Origin of the sequence: Pseudobutyrivibrio ruminis CF1b, from assembly GCF_000424005.1 — a bacterium.
Classification (GTDB): domain Bacteria; phylum Bacillota; class Clostridia; order Lachnospirales; family Lachnospiraceae; genus Pseudobutyrivibrio; species Pseudobutyrivibrio ruminis_C.
In genome coordinates, this window is the sequence record NZ_AUJB01000002.1 from 61,529 (window position 1) to 85,588 (window position 24,060).

The window sequence follows — 24,060 nt, forward strand, 5'->3', positions numbered from 1 at the left end:
TCAGCCCCCTCCAACAAAGCTAACAACCTCCAGCACATCTCCCTCCTTCAGTATCACCTGATCAAGGGTTGCCTTAGGAATTATTTCCTCATTTAGCTCCACAGCTATAGTTCTAAAGTCATACTCCAATTCCAGCAGAAGACTCTCTACAGTCCTCCCTGCTACTTCGTATGCTTGTCCATTTACCTGAACCATCTCTTTCTCCTTTTTCACTTTTTATTCCAACCATATGATTTAGCGGGCCAGAGCCCTGTCCTAAGTTCAAGCCTGCTGATATGGTAGCTGTAATATATTCCTTTGCACGCGCCACGGATTCCTTGAGGGTGTATCCTAAGGCAAGGTTTGATGCAATGGCACTTGATAATGTACAGCCTGTTCCATGGGTGTTGTCATTATCTATTTTTTCCCCTTCAAACCATGTAATTTCACCATTTTCATAGAGAACGTCACAAGCATCCTCCACGCTATGTCCGCCTTTGATAAGCACGCCGCAGCCATACTCATTTCCTAATTCTTTTGCAGCCTTTTCCATCCCTGCCTTATCAAAAATCTTGCACTCTACCAGACATTCTGCCTCCGGAATATTCGGAGTAATTACAGTGGCTATACCAAAAAGATTGTCCGCCATAACCTGCGATGTATTTTCTTCCATGAGTCTGCTTCCGCTTGTTGCCACCATTACAGGGTCTACGACGATATTTGAGACTCCGTACTCTTTTAGCTTTTTAGCTACCAGTCTCACCTGCTCTGGTGATGGAAGCATTCCGATTTTTACTGCATCGGCAGGGATATCTGTAAGGCAGGCATCAATCTGCTTTCCAAGGAATTCTGGGCTTGATTCCACAATGGCACTTACCCCTGTAGTGTTCTGGGCAGTCATGGCTGTGATTGCCGTCATACCGAACACGCCGTGGGCTGTCATTGTTTTTAGATCCGCCTGAATTCCTGCTCCACCGCTGCTATCACTACCTGCGATAGATAAAACGACTTTCATTTTTCTTCTCCTTATGCTCTTAATTCCACAAATTTTTTCTTCATTTCTGTGGCAGCCACCATAGGTGAATCTGCTTTCATTATTGCTGACACTGCACAGACACCGGCAATAGGTATTCCTGCCAAGACATCCATATTTGAAGGATTTAGTCCACCGATGGCATTTACAGGAATTGGCACCGCCTGGCAAATCTTATCCAGTGTCTCTGTGGATGTGATGATTGTCTTTACCTTTGTGGTAGTCGGATAAATAGCACCCACCCCCAAATAATCTGCGCCAGCCTCATAGGCTGCCTTTGCCACCTCCACAGTCTTAGCAGTAGCTCCAAGTATCTTATTAGGGCCAATGATTTTTCTTGCCAGGGCAAGAGGCATATCCTCCGCACCTACATGGACGCCCTCTGCATCCACAGCCAGCATTACATCCACCCTGTCATCAATAATCAGAGGCACATCATATTTTTTTGAGATTTCATGAACTGCCTCAGCCAGCTCTATGTATTCTCTTGTGGTTCTGTTTTTCTCTCTCAGCTGCATGAGGGTCACGCCCCCCTTCAGCGCCTCCTCCACACGAAACAAAAACTCCTCCCTGTCGTATGGCGTACTATCTGTAATAAAGTACAATTCAGTATTAAATTCCATTATTCCCTCCACTCCGGCTGGTTACGCATAAAAAAAAGGAGACCACCTGATTTCTCAAATGGTCTCCATGTAATTTACGTTACGCACGGCATCCCTACGTTGGCATTATCCAAATCAGGTTCTCGGTCGAAGGTCACACCTTCCTCTCAGCCTGTCTACAAGCTCCCGTCTATTTAGTTCCCCAATATAATGCCCTATCTCTGTCTATTTTGCAACAACTTTTTTAAAATTGAAGAATTTTCTTTATCGCGGCATAGTTACGCCACACTTGTCCATTATTGCCAATTATCTTGACAACTCAACATTTTAGGTGTATTATCTCAAAGATTTTAACTAAACATTTTTAACTAACAGTTTTCTAAACGGAGAATATGTCATGGAAATCAATGGAAAAAAGTTAGCCCATGGGATAATACAAGGTGGAATGGGCGTCGGTGTATCGCTTTCAGAGCTTGCTGGAAATGTAGCAAAGCAGGGCTGCATGGGTGTTATCAGCTCAGTAAATATTGGTTTTAAAGAACCTGATTTTTTACAAAATCCATTCGAGGCGAATATCAGAGCTTTGAAGGAGCATATTAGAAAAGCTAAGGAAATTGCTGGCGGCAATGGTCTTATTGGCGTAAATATAATGGTGGCTGTGAGCCACTACGAAGAGACTGTAAAGGCTGCTATCTCAGCCGGGGCAGATGCCATCATTTCAGGTGCTGGTCTGCCACTTAATCTTGCAGAGCTTGTGAAGGGAAGTAACACCTTGTACGCTCCTATAGTTTCAAGCGCAAAAGCAGCCATGCTCCTTTGTAGAACCTTTGCAAAAAAGGCTCAGTCTATACCGGATTTCATCGTTATAGAAGGTCACAAGGCCGGCGGTCACTTAGGCTTTTCTGCTGACGATTTAAATAATGATACCTGCCAGGACAACATCGACATCCTTAAGGAAGTCCTTGAGGCTATCAAGCCTTTTGAAGAACAGTTCAAAAAGAAAATTAAAGTGTTCCTTGGTGGAGGAATTTTCACTGGAAAGGACATTGCAGAGGCCATTAAAAACGGCGCAGATGGTGTTCAGATTGGTACAAGATTTATAGCTACAGAGGAATGTGATGCTTCCACTGCATTCAAGGAAATTTTAGTAGATGCCACGGAAGAAGATATTAAAATCATCAAAAGTCCAGTAGGAATGCCTGCCAGAGCAGTATTTACCCCTATGCTTCAAAGCTTAGAGGAAGGCAAAAGCTTCTTTGCCAAAAGATGTAACGGCTGCCTAAAGGCTTGTCCAAAGGGAGATAAAATCCCTTATTGTATCAGCCGAGCACTAATCGCTGCTGTAGAAGGCAATAAAGAAGAAGGCCTTTTCTTTTGTGGAGAAAACGCCTTCCGCATTAATAAAATTACAACTGTCAAAGATTTAATTGACGAACTGCTTACTGATTATCAGAGCTGTATGCTATCAACTCATATGGCTTAAGTATAAGGTGCCCCTCTGGGGTGATAAGTATAACTGACTTCTTGTGGGCTACTTAAGCATTAAAATATTTTGATAATCTAGCCAGGCCATCCTCCAGGGTGGCCTTTGTGCATGCCACATTCATACGAAGGAAATCCTTTCCGCAATCGCCATAGGCAGTACCTGCTGAGAGATAAAGACCTGTTTCCTTTCTGATGTGGGCTGCAAGCTCCTTGCTTGAGATGCCAAGTTTGCTAACATCTATCCAAAGAAGATATGTAGCATCGCCTCTCACAACATGAAGTTCAGGGATATTTTCATCCACAAATGCCTCCACTCTTCTTCTGTTTTCAAATAGATATTCTCTTAATTCATCAAGCCATTGGCCACCATGATTAAAAGCTGCAACAGCTGCATGGGCCGCAAATACATTTGGCTCAGCCACCTCATCGGTATTGATTCCGCGCCAAACCTTATGACGTAAAAATCTGTTAGGAACAAAAATAGCTGCTGTCTGAATACCTGGAATACTAAATGTCTTGGTAGGAGCAATACAAGTGATGCTCACATCCTTACAAGTATCTGAGACACTGGCAAAAGGAACATATTCCTTGCCTGGCTCTACTAGGTCACAGTGAATTTCATCTGAAATAACTGTAACGCCATATTTTGCAGCAAGCTCTCCAACCTTTGCCAAATCCTCCCTGCTCCAGATTTTACCAACTGGATTGTGAGGATTACAAAGAATCATAAGACTGGCCTGAGGATCAGACATTTTTTCTTCCAAATCCTCAAAATCCATTTTAAAGATTCCGTCCTCATAATGCAAAGGGTTCTCTAAAGGTCTGCATCCATTATTGATAATGCTGTTAAAGAAAATATTATATACAGGTGTCTGAATAATCACCTTTTCATTTGGTGTAGTAAGCTTTCGAACGATGGATGAAATAGCAGGAATAACACCTGTACAAAACATCAACCACTGGCGGTCAATCTCAAAGCCGTGACGATTCTTCCACCAGTTAATATATGCCTCATACCAATCGTCGTTGACATCAGTATATCCAAAGACCCCCTCTGCCACACGTTTCTGAAGTGCCTCAATGATTTCTGGGGCAGTCTGAAAATCCATATCAGCCACCCACATAGGAAGCTCATTTTCAGCCACATCCCACTTCATTGAATCAGTACCACGTCTGTTAACTACTGCATCAAAATTATATTTTCCCATTAATTCCAGTCTCCTATTTTCTGTCTCTACGCCACTCGACGATTTCTTCTGTCTTTCCAATCTGTTTACAGTTGATAACAGTCTTTGATGGATCAACTAAATCTGGCTCCACAATAAGATGCTCAATTTCAGGCGCTGTTATTGTGCCGCTAATTGGATTGAATACACTATCAATCTTTGTAGTAATATTCGCATTTACGTTATCAACATATTCGAAGGCAAGTGTTGTATTTATCAACTTGCAGTTTTCCATTTCAAGATTATCAATGTAGCAAAAGCCTTGCAAGCTCTCGATTGTACAGTTTACAAACTTAAGATTCTTAGAATTCCATCCAAGGTACTCACCACAAATATATGAATCGTAAACTGTTACATTCTCTGTGTTCCAGAAGCTATCCTTTGAAAGCAACACAGAATTTCTTATAGTAATATTTTTTGCTCCATCAAAAGAGTAATTGCCATCAAGCTTGAATCCATCAATCTCGATATTTTCTGAATTCATAGCAAAGTAGCTTCCCTTTGCATAAACATTAGAAAGCTTGATATTCTTACAATTCCAGAATGTCTCTTCAGCATTTGTAAGCTGAACATTTTCAAGTGTAACTCCATCGCAGCGACGGAAATTCTTTGGTGCTGTGATAAATGAATCCTTCACGTAGATATCGTTTGTGTACCATACACCCGAACGGCCCATCTCAAGCCAATTACATCGCTCTACCTTGACATTATTTGAATACCAGATAGGATACTTATATTTGAACTGAGAATCATAGACTTCGATATTCTTACTTTCCTTTAAAGGAGATTCTCCCTCATCAAATATCGAATCGTAGATACAAGCCCCATCCTCTGCATAAAGAGCACGTTCTCCCTTAAAAAACTGCTGTCTATATTCTTTCATTTTTATTTCCTCCATGATAAATATAACTCTTCTTGAGTATATCATCAAAATTTGGTTTTGTAAAATTAAATTGCCTTAAATATTTATTAACAAATTATTAAATACTAATCAAATTATTTACAACGAAAAAAAGAGATGCCCTTTCAGGCATCTCCCGAATAGCATTATTTATTTGAACTAATACCAACAACCTTTAATGTATTTCTAGCAACAAACTCAGTTTGAATCCCCTTGAGCTGTAAATCCTCAGCTCTTCTGTACAAATCTTCTGCGCCAGTACATTTAATGATTTCACCTACTGCCATTCTCTTCTTCCTCCCCGGGTTATATTTTATATTTTGCTCGCCCATTCTATGTAAGTTGTCCCGCGAACATCCTTATAATAGGCGCTAAATGGGGATTTGTCTATACAAATACTGTGAACAATTTGTGAATTCTGTGAAAACGTTTTCGGAAACCGGTTGCGCCTGACAGTATGTCAAACGCTTGATATACTGGCGTTCAATGGAAACTAATTTCAGGCAATTGTTTTTCTATAAATTGAAAAAGTACCTGTGTCATTTTGACACAAGTACTTTTTATATATGGAATAATTATATTAGTTGTCTATTTTATCGCTTAACTCTGGCGCCTGCTCCACCCATAATTGCCTCTACTTCAGCGCATGTTGCCATTGTAGTATCGCCAGGTGTAGTCATGGCAAGTGCACCGTGAGCAGTGCCGTATTCTACAGCTTTTGCTGCATCTCCTGTAGTCATAAGACCATAAACAAGACCTGAAGCAAATGAATCTCCACCACCAACACGGTCAAGAATCTCAAGCCCCTTATAATCCTTTGCCTTGAAGATTTGTCCATCTGCCCAGCAAAGTGCAGACCAGTCATTCACTGTTGCTGTCTTAACAGTACGAAGTGTTGTGGCTACTACCTTGAAGTTTGGATAAACCTTAGCAGCCTCATCAATCATCTTCTTATATCCATCCACATTAAGCTCTTTGAGATTTGCATCATTGCCCTCAATCTCAAAACCAAGACATGCAGTGAAATCCTCTTCGTTACCAATCATTACATCAACGTACTTTGCAATTTCTTTATTTACTTCCTGTGCCTTCTTCTGACCACCGATAGCTGACCACATAGAAGCACGATAGTTAAGATCATAAGATACAATTGTGCCATACTTCTTTGCAGTCTTAATTGCCTTTACAACAGTTTCAGCTGACTGCTCTGAAAGTGCTGCATAGATTCCACCTGTGTGGAACCATCTAACACCAAGCTCACCAAAAATATAATCAAAATCGAAGTCCTTATCAGTGGCCTGAGAGATAGCTGTGTTTGCTCTATCAGAAACACTAAGTGCTCCACGGATACCAAATCCTCTTTCTACAAAGTTAAGTCCATTTCTGCACTCACGACCAATACCATCTGTCTTCTTCCAGTTGATAAGTGAAGTATCCACACCACCCTGGAGAATGAAATCCTCCACAAGATGACCAACCTCATTATCTGCAAAAGCAGTAATAACTGCTGTGTTCATGCCGAAGCATCTGCGAAGTCCGCGGATAACATTGTACTCTCCGCCGCCTTCCCAAACTTTAAATTCTCTGGCTGTGCGGATGCGTCCCTCACCTGGATCGAATCTCAGCATAACCTCGCCCAGCGAAACTGCATCAAACTTACAATCTTTTTTATCTTTAATCTTCAAGTCCATAACATATCTCCTAAAACTTAAAATATTCTACAGCGTTACGGCCACATATACGTGTGACGAGAATTCGTAAATACGAATCATCCTTTGGGTACTCTCCATTCTCTACCCATGTTCCAATCTTATTGCAGAGGATACGACGGTAGAGCTCATGGCGAGGGAATGAAAGGAAGCTTCGTGAATCTGTGAGCATTCCCACTGATGTAGAAATAAGTCCTGCATCACTTGTTGCCTCAATCTGTTTTTCCATTCCATTCTTGTGGTCGCAGAACCACCATGCAGCGCCAAGCTGTACCTTGCCCTTGATGCCCTTTTCATTGCTGCAGAATGTGCCAGCCATAGCGGCAAGCATTTCTGTATCCTTAGGGTTAAGGCAGTAAAGAATTGTCTTTGGCAATTCATCATTTAAATCCATAGCTGACAAAAGTCCTGCAAGCTGTGGAGCATAATTAAAGTCATTAAGTGCATCAAAACCAGTGTCTGGTCCCAGCTTCTTAAAGAAGCGCTCAGAGTTATTTCTGATAGCACCAATATGAAGCTGCATTACAATATCATGCCTAGCGTAAGCCTTGGCAAGCTCTGTGTACATATATCCATGATACTTGCCAGCAGCTTCTTCTGAAACCTTCTTTCCGTTGATTCTGTCCATGAAGATTTCATTAACCTCTTCATAGGTAGCAGGAACATAAAATGTATTTTCCAGACTGTGATCAGAAACTCGGCATCCATTCTCAATAAAGAATTCAAGGCGCTCTCCAAGAATTTCAAGCAAAGTCTTCACATCATAGATTCTTCTGCCAGTAACCATAGAAAGCTTGAAAATATAATCAGCGAAGCCTTCCTTTTCAATACCAACAGCCTTCTCTGGTCTGAAGGATGGAAGAACCTTAATTTCAAATCCATCCTCCCTAAGCTTTCTATGCCACTCTAAATCATCTGCGGGGTCATCTGTGGTGCAAAGGACAGATACATTTTGCATTCTTAGGAGGTTACGTACTGAGAACTTTGGAGTGTGCAACTTCTCATTGCACTTTTCCCAAATATCCTTAGCTGTTTCTGGGCTCAATGGTGTGGTTATATTAAAGTATCGTTGAAGTTCTAAATGAGTCCAGTGGTATAGAGGGTTACCAATCAAATTCTGCACAGTATCTGCCCATGCCACAAACTTATCAAAAGGAGCCCCATCTCCAGTAATAAGCTCTTCTGAAACACCGTTGGCTCTCATGGCACGCCACTTATAATGGTCACCACCAAGCCAAACCTCAGTCATATTGTCAAAGCATTTGTCCTCATAAATTTCCTGAGGATTCAAATGGTTGTGAAAATCAATTATTGGCTCATCCTTAACAGCTGCGAAAAGTTCCTTGGCTGTAGGATTCTGAAGAAGGAAATCTTCGTCCATAAATTTCATCATACTGCCTCCAATTCCTTTCTTACATTGCCAACGCCCTTCATATTTGAGTAGATTTCAAGAACACGCTTTGCCATTGTGTCCTCATATAAATCAACGCCGAATACGTCTTTACGTTTTAATACATCCTTAGCTGGAAGCTCTTTAAGCTCATTAAGAAGTGGATCAGGACTCTGCTCGAAAACATTTCCCTGATCATCAACGCCTTCCAAATATCTTAAGTAACCAGCCAATACAACTGGCACTACCTTAAGCGACTCTGTTGTAAGGGATGAATTTCCTCTGTAAGCCTTGATAGTCTCACCAAAACGGATTGGAAGCTTCTGTGATGTGTCGCAGGCAATTCGCTGTGGTGTATCTGGCATAAATGGGTTTGGAAGACGCTTTGTAAGAACAGCGTCAAGGAATTTGTCAGGTGATAATACCTTAGGGTCTACCACTACCTTCATTCCTTCTTCCTTACCAAGCTTTGTAACAAGCTTCTTTAAATCTTCATCATCCATTTCATCATGGATTGTCTTATATCCAAGAAGACATCCGAAAACAGCAAGAGCTGTGTGAAGAGGATTGAGGCATGTGCACACCTTCATCTTCTCTGTCTTATCTACTGTCTCTCTGTCGGTGAAAATGATTCCCCCCTTTTCAAGAGCTGGGCGACCATTAGGGAATAAATCCTCGATAACCAAGTACTCTGTCTCCTCCGCATTTACGAAGTTGGCAACATAGGTATTCTTTGTTGTAACGATAGGCTCAGCATTCTCCACGCCATCATCAATAAGCATCTGTTTTACTGTGTCATCTGGGCGAGGAGTAATCTTATCAATCATTGAAAGTGGGAATGTTACCTTTGATGAATCCTCAAGATATGCAATGAAATCTGTCTCGCACTTTCCATCCTTGAACCATTCCTTTGCAATTTCAAGAACTGCTTCCTTAAGCTTGTCACCATTGTGTGAACAGTTATCCATACTTACAACTGCAAGTGGTAATTCGCCAGCCTTGAATCTCTCAAGAAGAAGTCTTACCACCTTATTCATGTAGGCACGTGTCTTATAGCCCTTTTCTGTAATTGTAAATGAAATCATCTGAAGGGATGGAGCACGGAAAATCTCTCTAAGTCTTGAGATTTCCTTTTCATTTTCCTCATCTAAAATGCAGGATTCAACAATTGAACCCACAACTTTTTTCTCAACAGTTCCATCTGCCTTAAGTGTTGCAAGAATGCTTAGATCATCACATGGTCTGTTGTACTTCTCTATAATCTCATAGTCATAGCCCTCAGCAACGATAAGCCCCTTGTCCATTACGCCTTGATTCAAAAGCTCTTCAACTACATTTGCCTGAAATGCTCTGAATATATTTCCTGCACCGAAGTGAAGCCATACTGGATTCTCCTTCGTATTTGCGATAATTTTTTCTCTGTCGTACTCTGGGAGCTTATAGCCTTTTTCCTCCCATGCTTTTCTATCATTCAATCCTTCATTTGTTAATTTCATGTCTCTATCCCCTTTTGCTGCTCTTATCTATTGCTTCCCAAAGTCCGTTAATATATGTTGCACCAAGGGCTCTGTCATAAAGACCGTAACCTGGCATTGCCTTCTCACCCCAAATCATACGACCGTGGTCTGGTCTGATAGGACCTGTAAATCCAATATCATATAAAGCCTTTACTATCTCATACATATCGAAGCTTCCATCTGAAGAAAGATGTGCTGCCTCCTCGAAATCTGTAGGTGAATTAAACTTAAGATTACGAACATGTGCAAAGTGTAATCTTCCCTTAAGGCTTCTAATCATATCTGGCAAATCGTTCTCTAAGTTTGTACCATATGAACCTGTACAGAAGGTGACGCCATTGTGAGGATTGTCTACCATTTTCATCATGCGAAGAATGTTTTCTTTGTTGATGATGATTCTTGGAAGACCAAATACTGGCCATGCTGGATCGTCTGGATGAATAGCCATGTTAATGTCGTACTGATCACAAACTGGCATGATTCTCTCTAAGAAATATTTAAGATTTTCAAATAAGTCCTCGTCAGTGATGTTCTTGTATTCGTCAAAAAGTTCCTTTACATGAGCAAGTCTGTCTGGCTCCCAGCCTGGCATTACAGCACCGTTTGTGTCACCTGCGATAGAGTTAAACATCTCCTCTGGAACAAGTGCATCAACAGCTTCCTGTGTGTAAGCAAGTACTGTAGAACCGTCCGGTCTCTTTCTTGCAAGCTCTGTACGTGTCCAGTCAAATACTGGCATGAAGTTATAGCAAACAAGATGAATATCTTCCTCACCAAGATTCTTTAAAGTCTCGATGTAGTTATCAATAAGCTGGTCACGACTTGGCTTTCCAAGCTTGATATCCTCGTGTACATTTACGCTTTCAATACCTGCAACCTTGAGGCCTGCTGACTCTACCTCGTCCTTCATAGCCTTGATTCTCTCGCGACTCCAAACCTCACCTGGCTTTGTGTCATAAAGTGTTGTGATTACTCCTGTAACTCCAGGAATCTGTCTAATCTGTTCAAGCGAAACGGTATCGAATTCCTTTCCATACCATCTAAGTGTCATTTCCATTGTTAGCCCCTTACCTCCTTGACTATGTCAGCCGCTTCTCGTGCAAGCTCTTCTACTTTTTCAAACTCCCCATTTGTAATCAAATCACCTTTAACCATCCAGGTACCACCACATGCAACAATCTTATCGTATGCTAGATAATCCTTTACATTTTCCTTATTAATACCACCTGTAGGCATAAACTTAAGATTTGTGTATGGTGCAGCAACAGCCTTAATCATTGGAAGACCGCCTGCTGGCTCTGCAGGGAAAAACTTTACAAAATCAAGACCAAGCTCCATTGCCTGCTCCATTTCACCAGGAGTCTGTACACCTGGAGTAATAGGGTATCCCTTATCAAGGCAGTACTTTACAACATGTGGATTGAATCCAGGTGCCACGATAAATTTCGCACCAGCTTCCATAGCTTTATCAGCCTGCTCACATGTAAGAACAGTACCTGCGCCCACCAACATTTCTGGGAAATCAATTGAAAGAATCTTTATAGCCTCTTCTGCAGCCTCTGTTCTGAAAGTAACCTCCGCAGCAGGAAGTCCACCATTCATCAGAGCCTCTCCAAGTGCATGGGCATCCTTTGCATCCTCTAAAACAACTACTGGAATGATGCCTATTTCATCGAATTTCTCTTTTAAATCTGTATACATTACCTATCTCCTCGAATTTTGATAAGTCTATATTATTCCACTTGTATACAAGTTCACATTACAGAAATTGTCGGGCTCATTGCAATTCTTGCGGTTTTATGTTATTTTCGGTTTATGAAAAAGAGTTTAAAGACAGAATTTACCACAAGACAATATATGCTTTCCCAGGACTTTGAGGTTTACTACTACAGCGACAGAGTCCTTCCAAATGTTACAGCTCACACCCACGATTACTACGAATTCTACTTTTTCATCGAGGGTAATATCATCATGTACATTGACGGGAAGCAGTTCGTGCCTACGCCAGGCACCATGATTATCATCCCACCTAACATGCCTCACTATGCCCGCCTGATAGATGGTGATGTTCCTTATCGACGCTTTGTTTTCTGGGTCACTGAGGATTTCCTGAATTCACTGGCCACCATTTCCGAGGACTATCTCTATCTAACAAACAAGACTAAGACCACAGGGAATTTTTCAATTAACAAATTTAATGAGATTGAATTCAACACCATTCAGGGAAAGGTGTTTTCTTTGATTGATGAAATTCATGCCAATAGATTTGGACGAGATGCCAAGATAATGCTTGCCGTCAGCGATTTCATTATCAGCATCAATAGAATGGTTTTTGAAAATCAGAATCCAAATGTGGTGGAATCAGATTCAGATACCCTATATCAGAGTATCATTCAGTTTATTGAAACACACATTGATGAGGATTTATCTTTAGATCTTTTGGCTGAGCAGCTTCATGTCAGCAAATTCCACATCTCCCATGTGTTCACCGACACCAATGGTCTGCCTCTGCATAAATACATAACAAAAAAACGCCTCAACATGTGTCGAGACGCTATTCTCAGTGGGCAGGATATCTCTATCGTTGCCACTACTTATGGTTTTTCTGATTACTCTGTTTTCTACAGAGCTTTTGTAAAAGAGTACGGTAAAAGTCCTAAAAAATTCAGAGATGAAATTATCAGGAATTCGTAAATACGATATTATTTATTTGGTACTACCGGGACATAATTCCAGTCAGAATTTAAATCTGCTGGAAGTGTCTGGATTATATCATCAAGCCCTACAAATTCTTCTCCTTCTTCAGGCGCCTTAACTGGAGTGCCTCTGGTATATACCACATCTGCTTCAGGGTAATTTGTTATTATATAGTTCTGTATTGAATCCTCGAATGCGGCCACATCTTCTATTTGATCCGGGTCATAGAAATATTGCACTGTCACCGATTTTTCTCCATCTGCCTGGTCATCAAAATCGGTGTTTATCTTACATCCCAGCACCCCACAATTAGTCATTATATCTTTGGCATGCATATTCCGAAGATACTCATCGAAAATCTGCTTCTTCTCTTCTTCTGTAAGATTTTTTGAAGGTTGAACTTCCTCCTCGCTAACGACACCTTTTGGCACATCTCCCCCGGAAATTGCCTGAGAACCGCAGGCTATACAGCATGTAAAAGCCATTACTAAAAATGCCATTAGAATTCTTGACTTCATAAGTTCCTCCTTATGACAAATCACCCACCACACTACTTGCTTCCAGAATTCTTATTCTGCGACTAATACTATTGTAACACATTTCCTACACATTACTGTACAAATTGTGGCGTATTTTATTGTACATACTTACTCAAAGCAATTTTTTAACTTGTTTTAGTTAATTATTTGGAAGAAGAAATCGCCCCTTGGAAGGTATAATTTTATCATTGAAAATCGTATAACGATTAAAGAGGAGGTTAATGTAATGAAAATTTTAAAGGTAACAGATCCTGAATTTACCAATTACGGTAGAATCATTGAAGGATATGAAGCTGAAAAGAAGGAAATCATGGAGGCGCTTCGCGATAAGACTCCTATTCCTGAGGGAACAGATTATGTAGCTGAGGAGCCAGCTCTTCAGTCACTTGCAGCTGCAGATAAGATTACTAATTCTTTATTTGGTGGCTCACCAATGCAGTTCGGATGGTGCAATGGTCACAACACAAAGCTTAACTGCCTTGAGTATCACCGTTCAAGCGAAATCAACCTTGGTTCTACAGATTTCATCCTTCTTCTTGCTAAGAGAGAAGAAATCGTTGATTTCAAGCTTGATTCAAGCAAGGTTAAGGCATTCCTTTGCCCAGCAGGTACAATGATTGAAGTTTACGCTACAGCACTTCACTATGCACCTTGCCAGGCTAGCAAGGAATCTGGTTTCCAGGTACTTGTTGGTCTTCCAAAGGGTACAAACGTAGGTTGTCCTGATTTCGTTCGCGCTAATGCAGAGGACAAGCTTCTTACAGCAACAAACAAGTGGTTACTTGCTCACGCTGATTCTTCAGAAGCTAAGGACGGCGCTTGGGTTGGTATCACAGGCGAAAATATCGATATCGCTGCTGATCTTAAGTAATTTGAGACGATAATCGAGTAGGAGGAATTCTCACAAGTGAGAAATTCCTCCTACTCGATTTTTCTTTTACATCATCAATCCATTAGCATTATAGTTGGTTGACCTCATTGCAAGTGCTTTGTTAATAATTGTATCTATTGAATTTGCACTGCTACTGATATTCTTAACATACTTTGAAGAAGCGCCAAGAAGCTTTTGGATATCCTCTGCCTTGGCTGTTTTTAACTTATCCTGATTAATAGAAAGCTTTCCATCGGTAGACATTGTAATTCCTATATTTGCAAAAGCTTCTGAGTTTTCCTTGAATGCTTCTAGGAACTCTGTCTTGAAGCTGTTGTTTAAAGATCCTCCGCAAGAGGTCAGGTTAGAAATAGTATTATTATATGCAGTCACATAATTTGAAACACTCTTTAAAAGGTTAGAGTTATCATATTCTTTTCCTTCCTCTGCCTTATACAAATCCTCTTTGCTAAGGCTATTTAAAGCATCCAAAAGACTATTTGCCGCCTGGTCTACTTTCTTGTATTTATCATTTCCAGATTTTGTTCCTATTCCAAGAGACTCCATCTTCTGCTGATATTTCATCTCATTATTAGAAATCAACTGGTTAATAAGTGGATTGCCTGACTTGCTCTTATTTAACATAGAAAGCAAGCCCTGATTACTCTGATAGTATTCATATGAATTATTTATTGAACTCATTTTTTCCTCCTTTGTAAGATTCCTATAAAAAAGCACCTATCTCAACTCATTCCATTGAAATAGATGCTTCCATGCACTAAAAACCTTTTCACTTTTGTATCGAAAAATAAATTCAATATTATAATCGGCAATTGTTACAGATATACTGTTGCTCTATTGGTTAATATTTTTACCAATGAGTCTTGTGCTCATCGATAACTGTTTTCTTTTCTGCATTTACAAGATAAAATCCCTTAAGGCTAGCCTCAGCCTGTCCCAAAGAATTGCCATTTTCATCAAGTGGCTCAGCTTCAAGCACAAGCTCGATACAAGAGTTTCCGTACTCATCATCCTTCATACCATTGTCATAAAGCATGTAGACATAATCCTCATCCTTGGCAATTTCTGCCTTCACATATCCCTTGGCGTTGTAGCCAAGCTCTATTGTAAAATCAGAAATCACACCTTCCTTCACAAGATAATTGCACAGGATAATCATCTGATTCATGATGGTGACATCGTCCATGTAATAGTCTTCTGAATCCTCACTATAGTCCTCGTTATAGTAGTAATCTGCTGAGTAATCCTCTGAACTGCTGTAATCATCATAAGAATAGTCGTCATAATCGGATGTATCTTCAGTGGCGTATTCATCCTTGTTTAATTCAAATCCAAACTCTAAGACTTCAAATCTCCAAATGACATTTACAATCACTGAAATGAGAATAACAATTCTCAGAAGGATTTTTCTAAATTTGAAGGTCTTGAATTCTTTTCCTGTAACGTATGTATAAATTACAAGTGAATAAATAAGTATCATTGGTGCCACAAGGCTAAAGCCAAGCATACTAATCATTCCAAATATGCCTACTGCAAGCTTGCTAAATCCAGCCCAGTAATAATTTGTATAGTGTGTGCAGACAAATCCAAAGGCGAATGCCATAAGCCAGAAGATATAGATTACCTTAAAAGGGCTCATCATCTTCTGCTGCTCAAAAAATGATGGATCAAGCTCTTCATCTGAATCAATCCATTTCTTAAGTTTCACAACACTGTCTGGATTAAATCCTTCTGTCATGTTTTCAATTGCTTCCTTGCAGCGCTCTTTATCATTCATCTTAGCCAGCAATTTTGCAATAGTAAGCAGGCATGTATTTCTGCTCATCTTTCTCTTGTAATAACCTCTTTGATAAAGGACTACATCATAATCCAGTCTTTCTTCATCACTGAGTTTCTTGGTCTTCTTCACAACATGAGCTTTGTATGCAAGGACTAATCCTTCTGTAAATAAAATAATAGCTATTCCAAGATTTATCTTTGCTGAATCAAAAAGCCATCTATCAAAGAAAAGACTCTCCCTGTAAAAAATCCAGTAATATGCCAAGAAGAATAATGCTGCTCCGTATAAACGAATTATGTTTATAACAATATGCACTCTTTTAGCCAGAGCAACTCCTGCACTATCTGGATTATATTCATCTAATTTAAAATTCTCTGTATCAAAAATATTTTGCATGTTTCTCCCTCACCATCTACTGTCATAAAAAAGGTCCAAGGTACAATATCACACCTCAGACCTTATACATCTATTCACCCCAATAAGCTATGCTTTCTTTAATTCTCAACAGGAGCACCTTTTTCAGGCATTGTAGATAATCCCTTTATTGATGTCCTTATATTTTGATATATCTTTTTTCCAAAAACAGCTTTTATTTCTTTTAACCTATCAACTGCATCTGGTGAATACTGTAACTTCAAACTACCACTAATCTCCAATCAGCTCATCTAAATCAGAATCATCAATCCAGCCTTCTGCGGCAGCTCGTTCTTCAGCCTTTTTTAACCGAGTGAACAAGGTGTATGCTGCACGATACTTATCTAATTCATCTATTTCTTCCATACGAAGAATTGCATACTCTCCCCTACCGTTTCTTGTTAAATAAACTCTATTTGCAACATCTACTTCGTTGAGAACTTCAGTATAATTTCTTAAATCTGATATTGGTTTTATATTAGGCATATCTACTACCTCCTTACCAATATTTTAAGGTCATTGCTGCAAATATGCAAGTTAATTTGCAGCAATGGGCAATTTTTAATCAAACCACTTATTCTTCATAACAAAATTGGCAGCATCTCCATATCCAGCCTTGCCATAGTAGTGCTCATGCATCTCATCATTTACAGCCTGAAGCTCCACACAAAATGCACCTTTTTCATGAACTCTTTTTTCTACCTCAGCAAGTAATTCACTGCCAAGGCCTTTGCCTTGATACTCGCGGGACACTACAATTTCCTCCAATGTATAACCCACAATGTCGTCATACTGTTTGAAGTATCCCATTACAAAGCCAACAGCCTTGTCATCGTCTCTAAGTATAAGAGAATAAGAATCCTCAATAGTTAATACCTGATGGATTCTTTTACCTGCAGTCTCTTCTGTCCAGCAACTTTCCTCAACATTATTATAATAATCAATATAGAAGCCCAAAACCTCTCCAATATTGTCCACAGTCATTTCTGAGTAAGTTAAATTCATCTTCTGTCTCCTCCTGTGAGCTTTACTATCAAACGTAATTCTTATAATACTCTACCCACCGCCACAATCCAACATTTTATTGCACAAAATAAGGATGTAGCCTATAAACTACATCCTTACTTTAAGATTTCTTTATCCTACTGCCTGAGAGCAATTTTCATATGTCAGTCCACCATTATTCCTGATGCTTTTCTCATCTGCCTCTGCTCCGTAAACAATGTTGTAGTACTGCTTTGATGTAATCTTGTAAACCAATGTGTATACTCCCATAAATATCAGGCATACAACAAGTGTTGCCAGGAAAAATGTAGGTGTATCCACGATTACAAGCATGTTCATGAATAGTCTTAAAATCTTACTTGCTACAAGCATATGAACAATTGCTGTTACTAATGGAAGGAAGAAAATGATTCTTACCTGATTTCTGATTGTCTGCTTTACTTCCTTTTCTGTTAAACCTGCGTTACTTAAAATCTTAAATCTCTTCTGATCCTCAAATCCCTCTGACATCTGCTTGTAGTAGATAATCATAACTGTCTCGATAAGGAAAAGGATTGCAAGGAAGATTCCTACAAAGAATGCTCCGCCTAAGATACCGTAGAAATAACTACGCTCCTCCTGCTTATATCTTACAGAAATTTCATCACCAAGTTCAGACTGGACACTTGCTGCAAAAGCTTCAAACTGAGCATCGTCCATCTTCTCGCTGTCAAATCCCACGTAAATAGTTTCATTTCCATCAGCGTATAATCCACTATCCACTACCATCTGGGACATCACAGTTTCGTCAGATACGATGATGACTTCCTTACCAAAAAGTGTCATTGTTGAATCAAAAATTGTATCTATTCCTGTTGTATCAATTTCCTCTTTCTCAACAAAATTCTTACCAAAAATTGAAACCACGTCACCAGCTTCATCTTTATCATTCTGGCTGTATCTAAGAATCTCATGAGATCCTAATGTCTCATTTGTTCCAGCATATCTGTTGTAATTATCAACAGTCATGATGTAAACAACTCTCATATGACTAAAATCATACATTTCATTTTGAGTGTCTATAGATAAAAGAACGTTGTCCCCACCAAGACATGATGTACCAGAAAATTCTCTATAATTAATTTCCTTAGGCTGGACATCATTTGCCTTTATAGCATTTTCGATTGCTGCTAAATACTTATCCTCTGAGTATTCCTTATTCTTATCCCCGCGAATCATAACATCCTGCTTAAACATCTCGTTGATGTTCTGCTCACCAAGTGCCATAAGTGCTCCTGAGCAAACCATAAGGAGAATAACTCCTGTTGAAAGGATGCAAATAGATGCAAGACCAACTGCGTTATGCTTCATACGAAACAGTAAATTTGAAATACTAATAAAATTCTTAGTCTGGTAATAATACTTTTTATTCTTCTTTAAAAGCTTTAAAACAAAGATACTTCCAGCTACAAATAATGCATATGTTGCAATCATAACAAGTAGAATGCTCTTCATAAGCTTACCCATAGCATCAAAAGTGCTTGATGTTGAAAGTGCTGTATAATATCCAAGCACAAGGCAAGCAAGACCTACTACAAGTAGAATACCCTTTACCTTTGGCTCCTTTTCGCCTGTGTTCTCACTCTTCAGCAATTCAATAGGCTTACCTACTCTTATGGTGAAAAGATTGTAAATCAAGCATGCTGCGAATACAGCCATGAAAAATACAAATGTCTCTACGAATGCTATTACAGGAAACTCAAGGCCCTTCACTGGCTGCTGATGTGTCAGTCTATATAAGAACATCACCATCAGCTTGTTTAAAAATGCACCGCCTACAATTCCAATGCCAATGCTGGCAACTGCTTCTATAAGTGATTCAATTAAAAGTACAACTGTAACATGCTTCTTGCTAAGTCCTAAGATTCCGTATAAACCAATCTCTTTTCTACGAGACTTCATAACAAACTGATTGCCATAGAACATAAAGATTGATGAAAAGAATGCTACTGCAAAGCTTCCAATCATAAGGAAGATTACGATGTAATTGGCACCATAAAATGCGGGCTTACCGTCATTAATAATATATCTACTATGAATCATGGCTCTAAGAATTTCAAAGAGCATGACTGTAATAGCACTAACTCCAATATATGGAAAAACAGTCTTTTTATTATTCTGAATTCCGCTAATGGCGAGTTTCGACAAAAGATGATTATTCATTGTCCTCTCCTCCCCTCATGACTACAGTTACTGTATCGCAAATCTTATCAAGCATTTCGTTTCTCTTGAGATCTCCTCTGTAAATCTGGTGGAAAACCTCGCCGTCTCTAATGAACATTACTCTATCTGCATAGCTTGCAGCCACGTTACTGTGAGTTACCATAAGGATAGTCTGTCCACTCTTGTGAATATCTCTAAGCTGATGCATAAGATTTGTTGCTGCCTTTGAATCAAGTGCTCCTGTTGGCTCATCTGCAAGTAAGATATGTGGATTTGTAATAAGGGCTCTTGCTACTGCAGTTCTCTGCTTCTGTCCACCTGACACCTCATATGGATACTTCTTAAGAAGTGACTCGATTCCAAGCTCCTTTGCAAGTGGAAGAACCTTCTCATCCATTTTCTTATAATCCTCTCCCGCAAGAACTAAAGGAAGCTTAATATTATCTTCGATAGTAAAATTATCAAGTAAATTGAAATCTTGGAAAATGAACCCGAGATTATTGCGGCGGAAAATAGCACGCTCACCATCTTTAAGATCTGAATAGTCTTTACCATTTATCAATACCTTTCCTGCTGTTGGTGTATCAAGGCTTGCGAGAATATTTAAAAGTGTTGTCTTTCCACTTCCTGACTCTCCCATGATTGCAACGAACTCACCAGGTTCAACACTGAAATGCACATCCTTAAGTGCTGTTACCCCTTCACCACCAAGTCTTGTTTTGTATACTTTCTTAACATGATTTGCTTCTAAAACTGACATTATTTTCTCCTCCGTAAATACGTTATTGGTTATTTGTCTCATCTGATGGTATAAGAATAACAAAAAAGGAAATGTGTTACCTTTTGATTGGCTTACATTTCCTCACTCTAATCTTACATTTTTGTAAGGTCCGAATTTTTAAGTCCATCCTGATAAATAGTAATAATTACATCCGTACCCTTATTTTCCTCTGACTGAATGCTGATTTTATGACCCAGCTTGTCACATACACCCTTGCATAAATACAAGCCCAGGCCACTGGCCTTCTTATCCATACGACCATTGTATCCGGTATATCCCTTCTCAAATACTCTTGGTAAATCCTCGGACCTTATGCCCATACCAGTATCCCGAATGACTATTTCTCTTACATCCCCTGTATCTCTGGCGAAAATCTTTACTCCACCTGTTTTTGTATATTTAAGTGCGTTAGATAAAATCTGTTCAAGAACAAAACAGAACCACTTCTCATCTGTAAGGATGTTACCCTCCAGATTTTCAAGCTCAACAGTCAAATGCTGGCGAATAAAAATTGTGGAATACTTTTTAACCACCTGCTTTACCATGCCTTCAAGCTGGCATTTTTCTAAAAGCAAATCCCCGGACATGCCTTCAAAACGCAGGTAATTAAGTGCCATCTCCACATAGGATTCTATCCTGAACAGTTCCTGGCGACATTCTCCTGAATCTACCTCTTCATTCTGAAGTAACAGGCGCATGGCTGCTATAGGCGTTTTAATCTGGTGTGCCCAAAGAGCAAAGAAATCTTCCTTTTCTCTTATCTTTTCCCACTTTTCATCCTCATCTGTGTTGGCTGGCTGCCATGTATTTCGGCGAATACCGGTGAGCTTTCTGTGATTAAGTACACAGGTGACCACAGCAATGATAATCACAAATGCTATCTCATAGAAAAGAAATTCACAGTCTATCTCGTATAGCGCACCTATTATCCACAATATGAAAACTATTATCGTATTTGCGATAATAATTATTTTATTATTCTTCCAAAAACTATTCCCCGACAATATATCCAAGCCCTCTCTTAGTAGTAATAAAATCCGGAACACCTGCCGCCTCTATCTTCTTACGAATTCTGGTAACGTTGACGGTAAGTGTGTTGTCATCTACAAATTCATCTGCGCCCCAGAGACGCTCCATGATACTCTCTCGGGACACCACCTTTCCTGGTCGCTCCATAAGCGCCTTTAAAATAAGGTATTCATTTTTGGTCAAATCTAATTTGTCGCCGTCGATAGTGGCAGTAGTGTCATCCAGATTCAGTGAGATATTTCCCACCTCAAGCTTGTGGACTGTGATGCTCGCTCCATAGCTTCTTCTGAGGATAGCTTGTAGCTTTGCAGTCAATACCTGCAAATCAAAAGGCTTGGCAATAAAATCATCAGCCCCCATATTCATGGCCATGACTATGTTCATATTGTCATCAGCAGATGATAAAAATACCACTGGCACCTGAGAAACTTTTCTAATCTCACCACACCAGTAGAATCCGTTGTAGCATGGAAGATGAAGATCCATAAGCACAATATCAGGACCACATTGATTAAAGGTCTCCATTACCTTTTGGAAATCCTCCACCACTGTACAATTCATCTGCCAAAGAGCCAAATGCTTGGCAACCTCCTTGGCAATTATTTCATCATCCTCTACAATCAATACATTTTTCATATTTACACCCAACTCATTTTAATCTTGTTTCGTCTTTACGATTTTTACAGACTTTACAGCCTTAGCTATCTGGAAGAAAACTATCAGCAGCCAAACAAATAAAATAGCATATTTTGTTATTCCCATGGAATACTTTGGTTTAGCAATCAGACCTACAAAGGCACAGAATAATGGAAGGAAAATCAGATACATGACCCACGCAGTCTTTCCCGCCTTGTTTAATACAGGATTTGTATAAATCATATATCCCCATGGCAAAGTAGCCACAACATGATCATAGTTAAATGCAGTAGCAAGATTGTCGAGGAACTCTTCTGCAGGAGAGAACTGTACACCCTGCTTTTCCTCATCAGCTACATAATCGAAGAGACTAACCATCTCCTCCATGGATTTATTTCCATCACTTATTGCTTTCTGGCAAAGGCTTTTAGACGCATAGATTTTTGCTTCTTCCTCATCAAGTGCTTCCAATTGTTTTGTCAAAGCCTGTTCAACAGAAATGTCTCCATTTTGAATATCAGTAATTGACTCGATGGACATGCCCATCTTTCTTAAAACAATTATCTGCTTTATCTCATCTAAATCCTCTTCTGTATAATCTCTATATTTACTTTCTTTATCCCTAACTGGATCAATAAGTCCCTTCTTTTCGTAAAAACGAATATTGCTTATTGAAATTCCAAGTTTTTCAGACGCTTCTCCTATTTTCATCTACATAACTCCTTGCATTCTTTATTATTTCTATAGGATACTTTAAATATTCTAACAGGGCTATGGCATTTTTGCTACTAGAAATACCCAAATGTATCTTATAGTCGAAAAATATCTCATCAGCCTTTATTATACTGTCATAATGATAATTGTCATATCCCTCTATTCCTGTCAGCTCCACATCATGAGTCGCAAGAAGGAGGTATACCTTCTTATCTGATAAGAATTCCAAAATAGCTTTTGATGCTGCGATTCTTTCTTTAGTGTTTGTTCCCTTTAATATTTCATCTATGACAATAAGAAGTGGTTCCTCACAATCCTTGACTTCATCTATGATTCTCTTTATATAATTTGCCTCGCGGTAATAATAGCTTTCTCCAGATTGCACATCATCCCTAAGGGCCATACAAGTCATGACCTTCATTTTTGGCATAGCAAACTCCGTGGCGATACAGGTTCTGATAGCCTGCCCCAGTATTGCATTGATTGCCACGGCTTTCATAAAGGTAGATTTTCCTGCTGCATTTGGGCCTGTAATTATTACCTTGTTTTCCAACGAAAAATCATTTCCCACAGGTGATTCCAAAAGAGGATGTGCCACGTTTTTCATTTCTGGATAATCAGAAATTCCAGGCTTGCACCAGTACTTACATCCATCTCTGTACTCTGCCACTGATAAAGCAATATCGAGCCTACCAATCATCCCCATCAATGTAGATATCTCATCCTTCTTCATAGCCAGTTTCTTAATAACTATGTTGTAAATAGCTATGTCATAGAGTAACACTCCATATAGATAATCCATCAAAAGAGATCTTACATCTCCTGCTATGCTTGCGCGACGTCTTGAAATAACACCTACTAAAATTCTGTTTATACCACCAAGTGCTTTTATAGTTTCACGTTCTTTATCAGTAACGTATTTACGAATTTCCTGATTCTTATTTAACTGAGTTGCCACTGTGTAAATATCTTTAAAGGATGTAAGAGTATTTAAATAGATTTCGTATTTCTGCTTCACCATAAAATAAAAGGCAAAATTCACTGCTACATTTACACCTAAGGCAGCAAGAAAATAACTGCCTCCTGTAATAAGTGCTAATAATCCAAATATTAAAAGTGTTGCTTGCAAAAGGTAAATCACATATCCATGTTCAATAAGCATCAGCTCGCTGTCCTGTAATATTTCATAAAGATAATATCTCTCGTGACATTTTCCTATTCTATTGATTTTATCAGTAAGACTTTTTTTGAATTTGGTGTTCTGAGAGATTTCCACTGCTACATCATCTGCAAATTCATTCTGTCCACAATGTAGACTGTGATATAAAAGCTGTTCACCAATAAAACTTTTCGTATGATTTACTTCAAGGAACACTTCATCCATTTCAAGATCGTTCCAGGTAATCTCATCCACCATGCCAGAATTCATTCTGTCATGCATTCTTCTAATATCTTTTAATCTGCTTTCTGCTTCGTAATATTTTCTTTCTGACATAAAAAAATCCTCCTATTTGAGGAGGATTTTAAAG

26 protein-coding genes and 1 riboswitch are annotated in these 24,060 nt (G+C 39.3%); of the genes, 3 read left to right on the forward strand and 23 right to left on the reverse strand.

Annotated elements, in window-relative coordinates:
• The 3 genes from thiS to thiE are packed head-to-tail and all read right to left on the reverse strand — an operon-like array spanning position 1 to position 1,635.
• Positions 1 to 195 (reverse strand): sulfur carrier protein ThiS, encoded by a 195-nt coding sequence (gene thiS / locus G592_RS18050; protein ID WP_028246147.1) that lies wholly within the window; start codon positions 193 to 195, stop codon positions 1 to 3.
• Positions 119 to 994 (reverse strand): bifunctional hydroxymethylpyrimidine kinase/phosphomethylpyrimidine kinase, encoded by an 876-nt coding sequence (gene thiD, locus G592_RS15220; RefSeq protein ID WP_242830129.1) that lies wholly within the window; start codon positions 992 to 994, stop codon positions 119 to 121. The genes thiS and thiD overlap by 77 nt, the downstream gene beginning before the upstream one ends.
• A gap of 11 nt (positions 995 to 1,005) precedes the next feature.
• The gene (gene thiE, locus G592_RS0100860) at positions 1,006 to 1,635 is read right to left on the reverse strand and encodes a thiamine phosphate synthase (protein WP_028246148.1); all 630 of its coding nucleotides are present in this window, start codon (positions 1,633 to 1,635) and stop codon (positions 1,006 to 1,008) included.
• Between the two features lie 72 nt (positions 1,636 to 1,707).
• A riboswitch (TPP riboswitch) is annotated at positions 1,708 to 1,814 on the reverse strand.
• Between the two features lie 197 nt (positions 1,815 to 2,011).
• Here thiE and G592_RS0100865 point away from each other — a divergent pair.
• Positions 2,012 to 3,097 carry an NAD(P)H-dependent flavin oxidoreductase gene (locus G592_RS0100865; protein WP_028246149.1) on the forward strand — a complete coding sequence of 362 codons (1,086 nt, stop codon included), beginning with the start codon at positions 2,012 to 2,014 and terminating at the stop codon, positions 3,095 to 3,097.
• A gap of 52 nt (positions 3,098 to 3,149) precedes the next feature.
• On the opposite strand, the gene G592_RS0100870 is transcribed toward G592_RS0100865, so the two are convergent.
• The 8 genes from G592_RS0100870 to G592_RS0100905 all read right to left on the reverse strand — a co-directional run bounded on the left by G592_RS0100870 (position 3,150) and on the right by G592_RS0100905 (position 11,543).
• The gene (locus G592_RS0100870; protein ID WP_028246150.1) at positions 3,150 to 4,307 is read right to left on the reverse strand and encodes a MalY/PatB family protein; all 1,158 of its coding nucleotides are present in this window, start codon (positions 4,305 to 4,307) and stop codon (positions 3,150 to 3,152) included.
• A 13-nt stretch (positions 4,308 to 4,320) separates the two neighbouring features.
• Complete coding sequence (locus G592_RS0100875) at positions 4,321 to 5,208, reverse strand: DUF3737 family protein (RefSeq protein ID WP_028246151.1); 888 nt, start codon at positions 5,206 to 5,208, stop codon at positions 4,321 to 4,323.
• A gap of 164 nt (positions 5,209 to 5,372) precedes the next feature.
• Positions 5,373 to 5,513, reverse strand: coding sequence for a hypothetical protein (locus G592_RS17655; protein ID WP_176757672.1), 141 nt, complete (start codon positions 5,511 to 5,513; stop codon positions 5,373 to 5,375).
• Positions 5,514 to 5,819: 306 nt separating this feature from the next.
• The gene (locus G592_RS0100885; RefSeq protein ID WP_028246152.1) at positions 5,820 to 6,917 is read right to left on the reverse strand and encodes a sugar kinase; all 1,098 of its coding nucleotides are present in this window, start codon (positions 6,915 to 6,917) and stop codon (positions 5,820 to 5,822) included.
• A 10-nt stretch (positions 6,918 to 6,927) separates the two neighbouring features.
• Positions 6,928 to 8,328, reverse strand: a complete 1,401-nt coding sequence (gene uxaC, locus G592_RS0100890) for a glucuronate isomerase (protein WP_028246153.1) — start codon at positions 8,326 to 8,328, stop codon at positions 6,928 to 6,930.
• Positions 8,325 to 9,821, reverse strand: coding sequence for a mannitol dehydrogenase family protein (locus G592_RS0100895; protein ID WP_028246154.1), 1,497 nt, complete (start codon positions 9,819 to 9,821; stop codon positions 8,325 to 8,327). Before G592_RS0100895 ends, uxaC begins: the two co-directional genes overlap by 4 nt.
• A 4-nt stretch (positions 9,822 to 9,825) precedes the next feature.
• Entirely contained in the window at positions 9,826 to 10,899 is a 1,074-nt protein-coding gene (gene uxuA, locus G592_RS0100900) for a mannonate dehydratase (protein ID WP_028246155.1), read from the reverse strand.
• A 2-nt stretch (positions 10,900 to 10,901) separates the two neighbouring features.
• On the reverse strand, positions 10,902 to 11,543 hold the full coding sequence (locus G592_RS0100905; RefSeq protein WP_028246156.1) for a bifunctional 4-hydroxy-2-oxoglutarate aldolase/2-dehydro-3-deoxy-phosphogluconate aldolase: 642 nt from the start codon (positions 11,541 to 11,543) through the stop codon (positions 10,902 to 10,904).
• A gap of 114 nt (positions 11,544 to 11,657) precedes the next feature.
• On the opposite strand from G592_RS0100905, the gene G592_RS0100910 reads away from it, so the two are divergent.
• Positions 11,658 to 12,536, forward strand: a complete 879-nt coding sequence (locus G592_RS0100910; RefSeq protein WP_028246157.1) for a helix-turn-helix transcriptional regulator — start codon at positions 11,658 to 11,660, stop codon at positions 12,534 to 12,536.
• A gap of 8 nt (positions 12,537 to 12,544) precedes the next feature.
• Here the strand turns inward: G592_RS0100910 and G592_RS0100915 are convergent, their stop codons facing one another.
• Positions 12,545 to 13,057: a hypothetical protein gene (locus tag G592_RS0100915; protein WP_028246158.1), complete on the reverse strand. Its 513-nt coding sequence runs from the start codon at positions 13,055 to 13,057 to the stop codon at positions 12,545 to 12,547.
• A gap of 247 nt (positions 13,058 to 13,304) precedes the next feature.
• On the opposite strand from G592_RS0100915, the gene G592_RS0100920 reads away from it, so the two are divergent.
• Positions 13,305 to 13,949 (forward strand): DUF4867 family protein, encoded by a 645-nt coding sequence (locus G592_RS0100920; RefSeq protein WP_028246159.1) that lies wholly within the window; start codon positions 13,305 to 13,307, stop codon positions 13,947 to 13,949.
• Between the two features lie 66 nt (positions 13,950 to 14,015).
• Here G592_RS0100920 and G592_RS0100925 read toward each other — a convergent pair whose 3' ends face one another.
• The 11 genes from G592_RS0100925 to G592_RS0100975 form a co-directional block, all read right to left on the reverse strand.
• Complete coding sequence (locus G592_RS0100925; protein WP_028246160.1) at positions 14,016 to 14,651, reverse strand: hypothetical protein; 636 nt, start codon at positions 14,649 to 14,651, stop codon at positions 14,016 to 14,018.
• A gap of 169 nt (positions 14,652 to 14,820) precedes the next feature.
• The gene (locus G592_RS0100930) at positions 14,821 to 16,146 is read right to left on the reverse strand and encodes a hypothetical protein (RefSeq protein WP_028246161.1); all 1,326 of its coding nucleotides are present in this window, start codon (positions 16,144 to 16,146) and stop codon (positions 14,821 to 14,823) included.
• Positions 16,147 to 16,244: 98 nt separating this feature from the next.
• Complete coding sequence (locus G592_RS17445; RefSeq protein WP_155942130.1) at positions 16,245 to 16,388, reverse strand: hypothetical protein; 144 nt, start codon at positions 16,386 to 16,388, stop codon at positions 16,245 to 16,247.
• Between the two features lie 7 nt (positions 16,389 to 16,395).
• Positions 16,396 to 16,650 carry a hypothetical protein gene (locus G592_RS0100940; RefSeq protein WP_028246162.1) on the reverse strand — a complete coding sequence of 85 codons (255 nt, stop codon included), beginning with the start codon at positions 16,648 to 16,650 and terminating at the stop codon, positions 16,396 to 16,398.
• A 75-nt stretch (positions 16,651 to 16,725) separates the two neighbouring features.
• Positions 16,726 to 17,169, reverse strand: coding sequence for a GNAT family N-acetyltransferase (locus G592_RS0100945; RefSeq protein ID WP_028246163.1), 444 nt, complete (start codon positions 17,167 to 17,169; stop codon positions 16,726 to 16,728).
• A 132-nt stretch (positions 17,170 to 17,301) separates the two neighbouring features.
• Entirely contained in the window at positions 17,302 to 19,371 is a 2,070-nt protein-coding gene (locus tag G592_RS15225; protein ID WP_051194689.1) for an FtsX-like permease family protein, read from the reverse strand.
• Positions 19,364 to 20,131 carry an ABC transporter ATP-binding protein gene (locus tag G592_RS0100955; protein WP_028246164.1) on the reverse strand — a complete coding sequence of 256 codons (768 nt, stop codon included), beginning with the start codon at positions 20,129 to 20,131 and terminating at the stop codon, positions 19,364 to 19,366. Before G592_RS0100955 ends, G592_RS15225 begins: the two co-directional genes overlap by 8 nt.
• A gap of 113 nt (positions 20,132 to 20,244) precedes the next feature.
• On the reverse strand, positions 20,245 to 21,024 hold the full coding sequence (locus tag G592_RS0100960) for a sensor histidine kinase (protein WP_242830130.1): 780 nt from the start codon (positions 21,022 to 21,024) through the stop codon (positions 20,245 to 20,247).
• Positions 21,025 to 21,142: 118 nt separating this feature from the next.
• Positions 21,143 to 21,817, reverse strand: coding sequence for a response regulator transcription factor (locus tag G592_RS0100965; RefSeq protein ID WP_028246166.1), 675 nt, complete (start codon positions 21,815 to 21,817; stop codon positions 21,143 to 21,145).
• Between the two features lie 18 nt (positions 21,818 to 21,835).
• Positions 21,836 to 22,528, reverse strand: a complete 693-nt coding sequence (locus tag G592_RS0100970; protein ID WP_028246167.1) for a MerR family transcriptional regulator — start codon at positions 22,526 to 22,528, stop codon at positions 21,836 to 21,838.
• Complete coding sequence (locus tag G592_RS0100975; RefSeq protein WP_028246168.1) at positions 22,506 to 24,026, reverse strand: MutS-related protein; 1,521 nt, start codon at positions 24,024 to 24,026, stop codon at positions 22,506 to 22,508. Before G592_RS0100975 ends, G592_RS0100970 begins: the two co-directional genes overlap by 23 nt.
• Between the last annotated feature and the right edge of the window lie 34 nt (positions 24,027 to 24,060).

Bases quoted from the DNA above. Each gene is read 5' to 3' on its own strand.
- thiS (WP_028246147.1), bottom strand. From the start codon at position 195: ATGGTTCAGGTAAATGGACAAGCATACGAAGTAGCAGGGAGGACTGTA.
- thiD (WP_242830129.1), bottom strand. From the start codon at position 994: ATGAAAGTCGTTTTATCTATCGCAGGTAGTGATAGCAGCGGTGGAGCA.
- thiE (WP_028246148.1), bottom strand. From the start codon at position 1,635: ATGGAATTTAATACTGAATTGTACTTTATTACAGATAGTACGCCATAC.
- G592_RS0100865 (WP_028246149.1), top strand. From the start codon at position 2,012: ATGGAAATCAATGGAAAAAAGTTAGCCCATGGGATAATACAAGGTGGA.
- G592_RS0100870 (WP_028246150.1), bottom strand. From the start codon at position 4,307: ATGGGAAAATATAATTTTGATGCAGTAGTTAACAGACGTGGTACTGAT.
- G592_RS0100875 (WP_028246151.1), bottom strand. From the start codon at position 5,208: ATGAAAGAATATAGACAGCAGTTTTTTAAGGGAGAACGTGCTCTTTAT.
- G592_RS17655 (WP_176757672.1), bottom strand. From the start codon at position 5,513: ATGGCAGTAGGTGAAATCATTAAATGTACTGGCGCAGAAGATTTGTAC.
- G592_RS0100885 (WP_028246152.1), bottom strand. From the start codon at position 6,917: ATGGACTTGAAGATTAAAGATAAAAAAGATTGTAAGTTTGATGCAGTT.
- uxaC (WP_028246153.1), bottom strand. From the start codon at position 8,328: ATGATGAAATTTATGGACGAAGATTTCCTTCTTCAGAATCCTACAGCC.
- G592_RS0100895 (WP_028246154.1), bottom strand. From the start codon at position 9,821: ATGAAATTAACAAATGAAGGATTGAATGATAGAAAAGCATGGGAGGAA.
- uxuA (WP_028246155.1), bottom strand. From the start codon at position 10,899: ATGGAAATGACACTTAGATGGTATGGAAAGGAATTCGATACCGTTTCG.
- G592_RS0100905 (WP_028246156.1), bottom strand. From the start codon at position 11,543: ATGTATACAGATTTAAAAGAGAAATTCGATGAAATAGGCATCATTCCA.
- G592_RS0100910 (WP_028246157.1), top strand. From the start codon at position 11,658: ATGAAAAAGAGTTTAAAGACAGAATTTACCACAAGACAATATATGCTT.
- G592_RS0100915 (WP_028246158.1), bottom strand. From the start codon at position 13,057: ATGAAGTCAAGAATTCTAATGGCATTTTTAGTAATGGCTTTTACATGC.
- G592_RS0100920 (WP_028246159.1), top strand. From the start codon at position 13,305: ATGAAAATTTTAAAGGTAACAGATCCTGAATTTACCAATTACGGTAGA.
- G592_RS0100925 (WP_028246160.1), bottom strand. From the start codon at position 14,651: ATGAGTTCAATAAATAATTCATATGAATACTATCAGAGTAATCAGGGC.
- G592_RS0100930 (WP_028246161.1), bottom strand. From the start codon at position 16,146: ATGCAAAATATTTTTGATACAGAGAATTTTAAATTAGATGAATATAAT.
- G592_RS0100940 (WP_028246162.1), bottom strand. From the start codon at position 16,650: ATGCCTAATATAAAACCAATATCAGATTTAAGAAATTATACTGAAGTT.
- G592_RS0100945 (WP_028246163.1), bottom strand. From the start codon at position 17,169: ATGAATTTAACTTACTCAGAAATGACTGTGGACAATATTGGAGAGGTT.
- G592_RS15225 (WP_051194689.1), bottom strand. From the start codon at position 19,371: ATGAATAATCATCTTTTGTCGAAACTCGCCATTAGCGGAATTCAGAAT.
- G592_RS0100955 (WP_028246164.1), bottom strand. From the start codon at position 20,131: ATGTCAGTTTTAGAAGCAAATCATGTTAAGAAAGTATACAAAACAAGA.
- G592_RS0100965 (WP_028246166.1), bottom strand. From the start codon at position 21,817: ATGAAAAATGTATTGATTGTAGAGGATGATGAAATAATTGCCAAGGAG.
- G592_RS0100970 (WP_028246167.1), bottom strand. From the start codon at position 22,528: ATGAAAATAGGAGAAGCGTCTGAAAAACTTGGAATTTCAATAAGCAAT.
- G592_RS0100975 (WP_028246168.1), bottom strand. From the start codon at position 24,026: ATGTCAGAAAGAAAATATTACGAAGCAGAAAGCAGATTAAAAGATATT.